Here is a 10,400-nt window from a genome sequence, read left to right on the forward strand (position 1 = left end):
CTAGAGCTTGATCAGGTTTTCGGGCAGGCCGGGCACATCGACATCAATGGCGAATACGCCACCGGCCACGCGCTCGGCGGTCAATTGCGCCGCCGACAGGTTTTTGTTGGCGGTGGTCAGGAACAGCGTCTTCAAATCGGGTCCGCCAAGGGCAGGGCAACTCACCTGGCTCACCGGCACGTCGATGATCTGGTCGATCGAGCCGTCCGGCGCGTGGCGCACGACGCAACCGCCGCCCCAGCGTGCATTCCACAGATAGCCTTCGCTATCGGTCACCGCACCATCGGGATAGCCGCGCTCACTGACGGCGAACAGGCTCCATTCGCCGACCGGCTTGCCGGTTTCAGGATCGGTCGCGCTCTTGAGGATGCGCTTGGTGCCGGAATCCGTGAAATAGGCAATCTTGCCATCCGGCGAGAAACAGGTGGCGTTCGGCACCGAAACGTCGGTGATGATCTTGGCCAGCTTGCCGGCCCGGTAATGATAAACCGAGCCGCCCGGCGCATCCTCGGCCTTGCGCATGGTGCCAATCCAGAAGCCGCCAGTGCGATCCACCCGGCTGTCATTGGTGCGCGTATCGGCATTGTCGGCTTCGATATCGACAATCAGCGTGATCATGCGCGTGTTGAGATCGAGCTTCTTCAAGCCCGTCTCAGTGGCAATAGCCAACGTGTCACGGTCGATCACCGCAGCGGCGGCGACGATCTCGTCGAACCACCAGGTATCGACCGCCGTGCCGTCAGCCTCGGCAGCGAACAACTTCTTGTTGTTGATATCGAAATAGAACAGCTGGTTGCGCAGCGGGTGCCAGATCGGGCCTTCGCCCAGCGAACACTGGCTGTCGATCAGCAGTTTGGCGGTACGGCTCATGCTGGCTTTCCTGCGTCATAGGCGGCAACGGCGATGCGACCGCGCTCGGCAACTTCGTCGGCGCTCATGCCGGGCTTGTAGATATAGGTACCCAGGCCAAAACCGGCGCAACCGGCGGCAAAGTACTCGTTGAAGTTATCCGGATTGGCGCCACCTACCGCATAAAGCGGAATTTCCGGCGGCAACACTGCCTTCATCGCCTTGATGCCCTTGGGGCCAAGCACTTCGGCTGGGAAGAACTTCAGGCCGGTCGCGCCCGCCTTGATCGCCTTGAAGGCATCGCTCGGAGTAAACACGCCGGGATAGGATTCCAGCTGGATCCGCACCGTCTCCTCGATCACCGCCTTATTGGTGTCGGGTGATACAATGAACGTGCCGCCAGCATCGGCCACGGCCCAGACCTGCTTCTTGCTGAGCACGGTGCCCGCGCCAATTGCGGCCTGGTCGCCCAGCGCGTTGGAGGCCAGCGAGATGCTGGTCAAGGCCTCGGGTGAATTGAGCGGCACTTCGATCCGGCCGATCCCGGCGGCGATCAGCGCTTCGCAAACAGCAACAGTTTCCTTGGGCGTGATGCCGCGCAGGATGGCAATGAGGTGACGGTGCGTCATGGAGAGCTCCAAACTAAACGGCAAATTGGCGTGCGGCCTTCAGGCCTGCCAGAACAGCTTCGGTGGCATCGATCAGCCGCGCCTTGGCGCCGACCTTGGCCAGTGCTTTGACATAGAGCGCACAGAGCGCCGATGCACCGATCAGCGGCACTTCGGCATCGCCGATCCAGTCGCGGTGGGCGCCAATTTCGCAGCCGATCAGCAGGCCTGAAAGGTAGCCCGCGCACCAGTCCGGCTGGCGGTTCGACAGCAGCGATCCGGCGCGCACGCTGAACAGCAGACCCAAAAGATTATCCGGCCGTGCCAGCCCGGCATCGACGCCGGCATCGAAACCCTCGGCTCGTCCGGGGCCGTCCAGATCGCCCGCAAGGGAATGGCGCAGCACCGAATGGGTGCGCAGCACCTCATACATTTCGCCGGTCATCGCCGTTGCAAAACGGGTGATCCGCGCAGCTTCCAGGGCTGCCCACTTCGAATGGGTGCCGGGCATGCAAACGACGCCCGAAAATTCCGGCATCAAAACATGCAGGCCGAGCAACTGGGTTTCTTCCCCGCGCATGACGTTTTCTGCGCCGATGGTCTTCTGGCACACGCCGGGCAAAATTGCCGGCAAGTAGCGCGAACCGGGCATTTCGGGGCGCACTGCGCCGGCGAACAGGCCGCGCAGATCAGCCGGCGTGTCAAGATAGGGCGCTTCAAGCCAGCCCTGACGCGCGCCCGCCATCCCACAAATCAGCACGTCAACTGCGCCCGAGCCGGTTTCGGCGCCCTCGAGCAATTCGGTCAGCGCCCCCGGAAACTCTTCCCGCGTCAGCTTTCCCATGCCTTTGGGCGACGAGCGGGTGAATACCGTGTTTCCGCTGGCATCGATTCCCCATGCGCGCAGGTTGGAGGTACCCCAATCAACCGCAACCCATTCAGCTCTGGTGGTCACAAATGCCTCGCAAATCCGATTCAGCCGCAATGGCCGTAACGCGCGCGACCCTAATCGGAACGGCTTGTTTCATCCAGCAGAAATCGGCTGTAAAATTGCTGGCAATGGCAGCTTTGTTGCCGCATCGACCCGATTGCGCAAAGGGTCAGGCAGACAGGTCGCGGAGTAAGATTTGCGCCTCGGCTTGGCCCAATTGCCTACAATTTTGCATCAGATTTCCGTTCAATCTTTGCACTGGCATGTTAGAAGCAGGATGAAATCGTTGAGGCGTGGCCAGCTCTCGGTCGCGCGGTTGAGGAACTCATAAAATGACGGCAAATAAGGGCGACGCCCCCAAGAAATTGCGCTCGCGCGCCTGGTTCGATAACCCCGACAATCCGGACATGACCGCGCTCTATCTTGAGCGCTACATGAATTTCGGTGTCTCGCGCGAAGAACTCCAGTCCGACAAGCCGATCATCGGTATCGCCCAGACCGGTTCTGACCTGTCCCCGTGCAACCGCCATCATATCGTTTTGGCTGAGCGCGTGCGGGAAGGCATCCGCGAAGCGGGCGGCATAGCCATCGAATTTCCAGTCCATCCGATCCAGGAAACCGGCAAGCGCCCGACCGCCGGCCTTGACCGTAACCTCGCCTATCTCGGCCTCGTCGAAGTGCTGTACGGCTACCCGCTTGATGGCGTGGTGCTGACCATTGGCTGCGACAAGACCACGCCCGCCATGCTGATGGGCGCCGCAACCGTCAATATTCCGGCCATCGCTCTTTCCGTCGGCCCGATGCTGAACGGCTGGCACAAGGGTGAACGCACCGGCTCCGGCACCATCGTGTGGAAGGCCCGCCAGATGATGGCCGCCGGCGAAATCGACTATGCCCAGTTCATCGAACTGGTGGCGTCGTCGGCGCCGTCGACCGGCTATTGCAACACCATGGGCACCGCGTCGACCATGAACTCGCTGGCCGAATCGCTGGGCATGCAGCTTCCGGGCTCGGCTGCGATCCCCGCACCGTACCGCGATCGCCAGGAAATGGCCTACCGCACCGGCAAGCGCATCGTCGACATGGTCCATGAAGATCTCAAGCCCTCGGACATCCTGACCAAGGACAACTTCATCAACACCATCGTGGTCAATTCCGCCATCGGCGGTTCGACCAATGCCCCGATCCACATCCAGGCCATCGCCAAGCATATCGGCGTCGAACTGGAACTGCAGGATTTCCAGACTTACGGCCACAAGGTGCCGCTGCTGGTCAACCTGCAGCCTGCCGGCGAATATCTCGGCGAGGATTTCTACCATGCCGGCGGCGTCCCGGCCGTGGTCAACGAGTTGATGAGCCAGGGCCTCGTTCGCGAGAATGCCCCCACCGTCAACGGCAAGACCATCGGCGAGAACTGCCGCAACACCACGATCCAGGACGACAAGGTCATCCGCCACTTCGACAACCCGCTCAAGACCGAAGCGGGCTTCCTGGTGCTGCGCGGCAATCTGTTCGACAACGCGATCATGAAGACCAGCGTCATCTCCACCGAGTTCCGCGACCGCTACCTCAACAACCCGGCCCATCCCGGCATGTTCGAAGGCAAGGCCGTGGTGTTCGATGGTCCGGAAGACTACCACCACCGCATCGACGATCCGTCGCTGAACATCGATGAGCACACGCTGCTGTTCATGCGCGGCGCTGGCCCGATCGGCTATCCGGGCGCTGCCGAAGTCGTCAACATGCGTCCGCCGTCGTACCTGATCAAGAAGGGCATCACTGCCCTGGCATGCATCGGTGATGGTCGCCAGTCGGGCACGTCGGGCTCGCCCTCGATCCTCAATGCTTCCCCCGAAGCCGCAGCCGGTGGCAATCTTGCCATCCTGCGCACCGGCGATCAGGTGCGGATTGATCTCAACAAGGGTCAGGCCAATATCCTGATTTCCGACGACGAGATCGCCAAGCGCCGCGCCGATCTGGAGTCGATGGGTGGTTACAAGTACCCCAAGCACCAGACCCCATGGCAGGAAATCCAGCGCGGTATCGTCGGCCAACTTGGCGATGGCGCCATCCTGAAGCCAGCCGAGAAGTATCAGCGCATCGCCCAGACCAACGGCATTCCGCGCGACAACCACTAATACTAGCAGCCACCAATGCAGCGGCCCGCCAATCTGGCGGGCCTTTCTTTTATCACGGTCATGCCGCCCAGTCACACGCCGCTGCCATTTGCCGCGCAGCCATCATCCTCCTGCCTCAGCCGGGCAGGGCACTCAGATGCTCATGGATGATCTTCCATCTGCCACGCCGCCAGGCAAGAACGCTGGTACCGCGACCCGATCCCGCCCGGCACTCACCGCCCACGATCGCCTGCCAATGGAAACGGTAGATGCAACTGGCGACATCGACGCTTGACGCAATCCATCGAACATCCTCGAGCCAATAGATTTCGTCCACCAGGTTGTGCCATGTCGTCTCGCAGCCGGCTCTGATTGCCGGTAGTCCCTCATGCGATCCGTCTCCGAACCAGAACACCGCATCTTGGTCAATCAAGGCGGCGACATCGTCAAAACAGTGGGTATTGATGCACTCGGCGTACCGTGACAGCATCATCACCGCGTCCGATTTTGGCGGCATTGCGCCTACTGCCTCGCGCACCAAATGCAACGCGCGCACGAACTCCGCCTGCCATTCGAAATCCGGTTCTGCGTCCAGCCGCCACCAGAAAAATTCAAAACGATGCCCGCCATCGTCGGCGGTGTCGAAGGTCCAGCTTTCCGGCAAGCTGGCAGTTTCCGCCAGCACAAAGTGCCAAAGTTGCCCCGGCACAATTGCAGAGCTTGAGCACAGCAAAGCCCCACTCACCCCCTCGACAATCCCGGCCTCCTCCGCTAGTTCGCGCAACGCCCCGGCGACGATTGCCTCGCGCGCCTCCCGCGTTCCCTTGACAATTTGCACCCCGGCCAGAGGATGGCGAAACACCAAAACCTCCAGCGCGTCAGCAACGCCGCGCACAACGACTGCACAAACCTTCTCGGCCAGCCGCTCCGCCATCAGCCCCAGTACCGCGCTATTGCTTGCCCGCCGTTTCGATTGTCACCCACCGACCGCTGGGATCGCACTGCAGCAGCATGGTGTCGCTGTTGCGGATGCCCACAATAGCCCCAGCCGACGACAACTTACCTTCGAGCAGGCAACCAGCGATCGGAGTATCCGCCTTCCCGGCCCCCCAGCCGCTTCCGGCATTGCAAACCGCAACACCACCGCCGGCATTGATGCCGACTCCGGCCGAAAAGGTCACGTTACCCACCCAGCAGCGCGTTTCCTTCACGCTTGCGCTCGCCTCCTGGGCCAGGCTCGGGCCAGACATGACGGACAGAAGTCCGACCGCGACAAGCAGGACAGCACGCATCAATACTTCCTCAGCAACCCGACCAGACGCCCCTGCACCTTGACCCGGTCCGGCCCGAAGATGCGGGTCTCATAGGCCGGATTGGCGGCCTCGAGCGCAATGGTATTGCCCTTGCGGCGCAGGCGCTTCAGCGTTGCTTCGATATCATCGACCAAAGCCACGACAATCTCGCCGGTGCCGGCAGTATCCTGCTTCTTGATCAACACCGTGTCGCCGTCGAATATCCCCGCCTCGATCATCGAGTCGCCGCGTACCTCGAGCGCATAATGCTCGCCAGCGCCCAGCATTTCCGGCGGCACCATGATGGTGTGGGAATTGGACTGGATCGCCTCGATCGGCGTACCGGCCGCGATACGGCCCATGACCGGGACAGCGATCGGCCGCGCATAGTCATCGCCATTGGAAGCAGTCGCGCGGGCAGGGGGTGACGCCACCTTGCCCAGATTGCCCTCGATCACGCTCGGCTCAAATCGCGCCTTGCGCCCACCCAGCGACGGGTTCATCGAATCCGGCAGCTTGACCACTTCCAGCGCGCGCGCCCGGTTCGGCAGCCGGCGGATGAAACCGCGTTCTTCCAGAGCGGTAATCAGTCGATGGATACCCGATTTTGAGGCCAGATCCAGTGCATCCTTCATTTCGTCGAATGACGGCGGAATGCCGCTTTCCTTCATCCGCTCGTGAATGAACATCAGCAATTCGTGTTGTTTGCGCGTTAGCATGGGCCCCTCGGGCGGAATCAGAACAGAGACAGAACGATATTACGTGTTCTGATTATGTTCTGCAATATCTATCTGAATCGCGACTAGTTTTGCCAATATTGGCTAGAACGAGCCCAGAGGCAGGCAATCGACCAGTGTGCCGATAGGCTGGCCGGGGTCGTTCTCGGGTTGGACGATCAGCATGTCCGCCTGCGCCAGCGACGAGGTATGCCCGCTGTCCGTCTCGCTGATCGGCAGCACGGCCGTGCCGTTCAGCCCATGCAGCAAGGTTGCCCGCATGAAGTGGCGGCGCGGGCTATTGGGTGGCGTCGGTCCGGCCAGCGGCAAACGGAGTGGCGATGGCACCGGCATGACCAGGCCTTGCCACTGCCGCAGCGCCGGCTTGATGAACACCGAGGCGGTTACCATGGCCGACACCGGATTTCCCGGCAGCCCGAACACCAGTGTCTTGCCGCGCCGGCCAAACATCAGCGGTTTTCCGGGCCGCATATTGATGCGCCAGAAGTCCAGCTCAACGCCCAGCGATTTGAGAATTTCCTGGACAATGTCGTGGTCACCCACGCTGGCGCCGCCAGTGGTGACCAGCACGTCGATGCCGGCGTCAAAGGCGCCGGCCAGCGCCGCCTGCAATTGCGCGCGGTCATCCCTGGCGATACCGAAATCGGTGATCGTGCTGGCAAAAGGGGCCAGCAACGGCATCAGCCCGAACGTGTTGGACGCAACAATCGTGTCCGGCGCCAGTGGCTGCCCCGGCAGCACCAGTTCATCGCCCGTTGCCAGCACGCCGACGCTCGGCCTGCGCGTGATACTCAACTCGGCCTGATTGGCGGTGGCCGCCAAAGCCAGAATGAACGGATTGATCAGAACACCCGCCTTGACCAGCTCGGCGCCCAGGGCAAAGTCATTGCCGATCGGCCTTATGCTGCGGCCGGGCCTGGGCAGATCGGAAAACACCACGGAGTCGCCAGTCGCGCTGGCCTGCTCCTGCATGATGATGGCATCCGCCCCCTCGGGCACCGGAGCGCCGGTAAAAATGCGCACGCATTGGTCGGCCCCCACAGTGCCGGCAAAGCCCGCGCCCGCCTGCGACGTTCCAATCAAGGCAATCGGCTTGCCCTCGGCGATGTCGGCGGCGCGAACCGCATAGCCGTCCATGGCGCTGGCGTTGAAGGGCGGCTGATTGTGCGTGGCGATGATCGGCTGCGCCAGTACCCTTCCATTGGCCTGCGCCAGCGGCACGGTTTCAGCGATTGGCGCTGGAACGCGCGCCAGGATAGCCGCGATGGCGTCCTCGACCGGCAACAGGCTCATGGGGATTTCCGATAATCGCCGGATTTGCCGCCGGATTTTTCCACCAGCGCGATGTCGGTAATGGTCATGCCGCGATCCATGGCCTTGGCCATGTCGTAGAGCGTCAGTGCCGCCGTCGAGGCTGCGACCAACGCTTCCATCTCTACGCCGGTCGGTCCGGTGGTTTCTGCAGTAGCGAGGATATGCAGGCTCAACCCATCATCCGCCGGCGCGATATCGACGCTGACCTTGGTCAGCGCAATCGGATGGCAGAGCGGGATGAGGTCCGAGGTCTTCTTGGCCGCCATGATCCCGGCAATGCGGGCTACAGCCAAGGCGTCGCCTTTTTTCAGCGAGCCGCCAACAATCGCAGCGACTGTCTCGGGCCGCGCCACAATCCGCGCTTCCGCCACCGCGCGACGTCTGGTGCTAGGCTTATCGCCGATATCGACGATATGCGCCTCGCCCTGGGCATTCAGGTGTGTGAGTGGCGTGCTCATCGCGCGGCGACGGGAGCACCCATCAGCAGCGTGCGCGTCGCCGCGGCCACATCGTCCTGCCGCATCAGGCTTTCGCCGATCAGGAACGTGCCAATGCCGGCTTGACGGTCGAGCTTGACCACGTCGTCATGCCCGGTGATGCCGCTTTCACTGACCAGCAGAGTGCCGTCAGGAACGCCGATGGCCAGATCGATCGAGGTCTGCAGCGTGGTCTCGAACGTGCGCAGATTGCGGTTATTGATGCCGATGAGCTTGGCATCGAGCATCAGCGCCCGGTCCAGTTCCAACTGGTCGTGCACTTCCACCAGCGCATCCATGTGCCACTCTTCGGCCGCGTCGATCAGGTAACGCGCCACATCGTCGCCAACGGCCGCGAGGATGATCAGGATGCAGTCAGCACCCCAGGCCCGGGCCTCCGCAACCTGATAGGTTTCAAACAGGAAGTCCTTGCGCAGCACCGGCAACTGGGTCGCGGCACGCGCCTCGATCAGATAGCTCGGCGAGCCCTGAAACGACGGCCGGTCGGTCAGCACCGACAGGCAGGCGGCGCCGCCCAGTTCATAGGCCCGCGCAATTTCTGAAGGATTGAAGTCGGCCCGGATCAGGCCTTTGGATGGGCTGGCCTTCTTGACTTCGGCGATCAAGGCATATTTGCCTTCGGCGCGCTTGGCCTTGATGGCGCGAACGAAGCCGCGTGGGCGTGGCTGGTCATGTGCCATCGCCACCACCTCGGCCCATGGCCGCATGGACTTGGCGGCGGCGATTTCTTCGCGCTTGTAGGCTTCGATCTGCTGCAGGATATCGCTCATGCCGCTGCCCCGTTCGATACGGCAATCAGCCGTTCCAATGTCTGTTTGGCCTTGCCGTTATCGATCACCGTGGCGGCCAGCGCCACGCCGGCATTCAGATCTGTGACCTTGTCGGCCACGAACAGCGCCGCAGCGCTGTTCAAAAGCACGATATCGCGATAAGCGCCCGGCGCACCATCCAGCAAAGCCCTCATCGCCAGGGCATTATGGGCCGGATCACCGCCAAGCAGGTCAGCCGGCGCGGCGCGCTTGAGACCGAACTGTTCGGGGGTGATTTCAAAGGTAGTCAGGCTGCCCCCATCGATCTGCGCGATATGGGTTGAACCGGTAGTGGTGATTTCATCCAGCCCGTCGCTGCCATGCACCACCCAGGCCTTGATCGCCCGGTTGGCCAGCAGCGCGGCGGCAACCGGCTCCACCCATTCCTCGGCATACACGCCAAGCACGTAGCGCCGCACACCGGCCGGATTGGATTGGGGTCCCAGCAGGTTGAACATGGTGCGAACGCCCAGTTCCCCGCGTGTGGGCCCAACATGGCGCATTGCCGGATGGTGCGATGGCGCGAACATGAAACCGATGCCGGCTTCTTTGATGCACTGGCTGATCTGCGCCGGGGTCAGATCCAGCTGGACCCCGAGGGCCTCAAGCACCTGCGACGCCCCGGATTTGGACGATACGGCGCGGTTGCCGTGCTTGGCCACGGGCACGCCTGTGGCAGCCACAACGATGGCGCTGGTGGTGGATATGTTGAGCGTGCCGCCGCCATCACCCCCCGTGCCGACGATATCGACGGCATGCTCCGGGGCGTCGACCGGCACCATCTTTTCACGCAGGATTGAAACGGCAGCGGCGATCTCGACCACGGTTTCACCCTTGACGCGCATGCCCATCAGGAACGCGCCGATCTGGCTGGCCGTGGCTTGGCCCTCCATGATGGTTCCCATCACGCCGCGCATTTCTTCGCCGGTCAGATCGCGACCAGAAGCGATCTTGTTGAGAGCCGCCTTGATATCCATCAGGCGGCCTTCCTGGTGTTGAAGTCGCGGGCGATGTTCAAAAAGTTCTGCAGCAGCGCATGCCCGTTTTCCGAGGCGATGCTTTCGGGGTGGAACTGCACGCCATGCACCGGCAGGCTTCTGTGCTGCATGCCCATGATCAGCCCGTCATCGGTGGTCGCCGTCACTTCCAGCATGGCGGGCAGGGTGGACTGCTGCACGATCAGCGAATGATAGCGTGTCGCCTCGAAGCCGGAGTTAAGGCCCCGGAACAGGCCCTTGCCGGTATG

At 62.3% G+C, this 10,400-nt stretch carries 12 protein-coding genes; 1 reads left to right on the plus strand and 11 read right to left on the minus strand.

The features are described 5' to 3' along the window. The 3 genes from ABIT12_RS11745 to ABIT12_RS11755 are packed head-to-tail and all read right to left on the minus strand — an operon-like array spanning window position 1 to window position 2,412. The gene (locus tag ABIT12_RS11745) at window positions 1–870 is read right to left on the minus strand and encodes an SMP-30/gluconolactonase/LRE family protein (protein ID WP_348043715.1); all 870 of its coding nucleotides are present in this window, start codon (window positions 868–870) and stop codon (window positions 1–3) included. Next, the gene (locus ABIT12_RS11750) at window positions 867–1,478 is read right to left on the minus strand and encodes a 2-dehydro-3-deoxy-6-phosphogalactonate aldolase (protein ID WP_348043717.1); all 612 of its coding nucleotides are present in this window, start codon (window positions 1,476–1,478) and stop codon (window positions 867–869) included. The genes ABIT12_RS11745 and ABIT12_RS11750 overlap by 4 nt, the downstream gene beginning before the upstream one ends. A 13-nt stretch (window positions 1,479–1,491) precedes the next feature. Then, window positions 1,492–2,412, minus strand: a complete 921-nt coding sequence (locus ABIT12_RS11755) for a 2-dehydro-3-deoxygalactonokinase (protein WP_348043719.1) — start codon at window positions 2,410–2,412, stop codon at window positions 1,492–1,494. Between the two features lie 308 nt (window positions 2,413–2,720). Between ABIT12_RS11755 and ABIT12_RS11760 the strand changes: the two genes are divergently transcribed. Further along, window positions 2,721–4,526: an IlvD/Edd family dehydratase gene (locus ABIT12_RS11760; protein WP_348043721.1), complete on the plus strand. Its 1,806-nt coding sequence runs from the start codon at window positions 2,721–2,723 to the stop codon at window positions 4,524–4,526. Between the two features lie 115 nt (window positions 4,527–4,641). Here the strand turns inward: ABIT12_RS11760 and ABIT12_RS11765 are convergent, their stop codons facing one another. From ABIT12_RS11765 to ABIT12_RS11800, 8 genes are all read right to left on the minus strand, one after another. Then, a complete protein-coding gene (locus tag ABIT12_RS11765) occupies window positions 4,642–5,439 on the minus strand; it encodes a nuclear transport factor 2 family protein (RefSeq protein ID WP_348043723.1) in 798 nt (265 codons plus the stop codon). A 16-nt stretch (window positions 5,440–5,455) separates the two neighbouring features. Then, on the minus strand, window positions 5,456–5,797 hold the full coding sequence (locus ABIT12_RS11770) for a hypothetical protein (protein WP_348043725.1): 342 nt from the start codon (window positions 5,795–5,797) through the stop codon (window positions 5,456–5,458). After that, on the minus strand, window positions 5,797–6,516 hold the full coding sequence (gene lexA, locus ABIT12_RS11775; protein ID WP_348043727.1) for a transcriptional repressor LexA: 720 nt from the start codon (window positions 6,514–6,516) through the stop codon (window positions 5,797–5,799). The genes ABIT12_RS11770 and lexA overlap by 1 nt, the downstream gene beginning before the upstream one ends. 102 nt (window positions 6,517–6,618) lie before the next feature. Then, window positions 6,619–7,827, minus strand: a complete 1,209-nt coding sequence (gene glp / locus ABIT12_RS11780; protein WP_348043729.1) for a gephyrin-like molybdotransferase Glp — start codon at window positions 7,825–7,827, stop codon at window positions 6,619–6,621. Next, window positions 7,824–8,306 (minus strand): cyclic pyranopterin monophosphate synthase MoaC, encoded by a 483-nt coding sequence (gene moaC / locus ABIT12_RS11785; RefSeq protein ID WP_348043731.1) that lies wholly within the window; start codon window positions 8,304–8,306, stop codon window positions 7,824–7,826. Before moaC ends, glp begins: the two co-directional genes overlap by 4 nt. Then, window positions 8,303–9,115 (minus strand): indole-3-glycerol phosphate synthase TrpC, encoded by an 813-nt coding sequence (trpC, locus tag ABIT12_RS11790; protein WP_348043733.1) that lies wholly within the window; start codon window positions 9,113–9,115, stop codon window positions 8,303–8,305. Before trpC ends, moaC begins: the two co-directional genes overlap by 4 nt. Beyond that, window positions 9,112–10,134, minus strand: coding sequence for an anthranilate phosphoribosyltransferase (trpD, locus tag ABIT12_RS11795; protein WP_407065616.1), 1,023 nt, complete (start codon window positions 10,132–10,134; stop codon window positions 9,112–9,114). The genes trpC and trpD overlap by 4 nt, the downstream gene beginning before the upstream one ends. Next, window positions 10,131–10,400: glutamine amidotransferase-related protein (locus ABIT12_RS11800; RefSeq protein ID WP_348043737.1), on the minus strand; the 270-nt coding region annotated here is incomplete at its 5' end. The genes trpD and ABIT12_RS11800, both read right to left, overlap by 4 nt.

Origin of the sequence: Devosia sp. (assembly GCF_039927955.1) — a bacterium.
In the GTDB taxonomy this organism is placed as follows: domain Bacteria; phylum Pseudomonadota; class Alphaproteobacteria; order Rhizobiales; family Devosiaceae; genus Devosia.

What these genes read in the sequence shown, in the direction of transcription:
- ABIT12_RS11750 (WP_348043717.1), bottom strand. Translation starts at nt 1,478, where the DNA reads ATGACGCACCGTCACCTCATTGCCATCCTGCGCGGCATCACGCCCAAG.
- ABIT12_RS11745 (WP_348043715.1), bottom strand. Translation starts at nt 870, where the DNA reads ATGAGCCGTACCGCCAAACTGCTGATCGACAGCCAGTGTTCGCTGGGC.
- ABIT12_RS11765 (WP_348043723.1), bottom strand. Translation starts at nt 5,439, where the DNA reads ATGGCGGAGCGGCTGGCCGAGAAGGTTTGTGCAGTCGTTGTGCGCGGC.
- lexA (WP_348043727.1), bottom strand. Translation starts at nt 6,516, where the DNA reads ATGCTAACGCGCAAACAACACGAATTGCTGATGTTCATTCACGAGCGG.
- glp (WP_348043729.1), bottom strand. Translation starts at nt 7,827, where the DNA reads ATGAGCCTGTTGCCGGTCGAGGACGCCATCGCGGCTATCCTGGCGCGC.
- moaC (WP_348043731.1), bottom strand. Translation starts at nt 8,306, where the DNA reads ATGAGCACGCCACTCACACACCTGAATGCCCAGGGCGAGGCGCATATC.
- ABIT12_RS11760 (WP_348043721.1), top strand. Translation starts at nt 2,721, where the DNA reads ATGACGGCAAATAAGGGCGACGCCCCCAAGAAATTGCGCTCGCGCGCC.
- trpC (WP_348043733.1), bottom strand. Translation starts at nt 9,115, where the DNA reads ATGAGCGATATCCTGCAGCAGATCGAAGCCTACAAGCGCGAAGAAATC.
- ABIT12_RS11770 (WP_348043725.1), bottom strand. Translation starts at nt 5,797, where the DNA reads ATGCGTGCTGTCCTGCTTGTCGCGGTCGGACTTCTGTCCGTCATGTCT.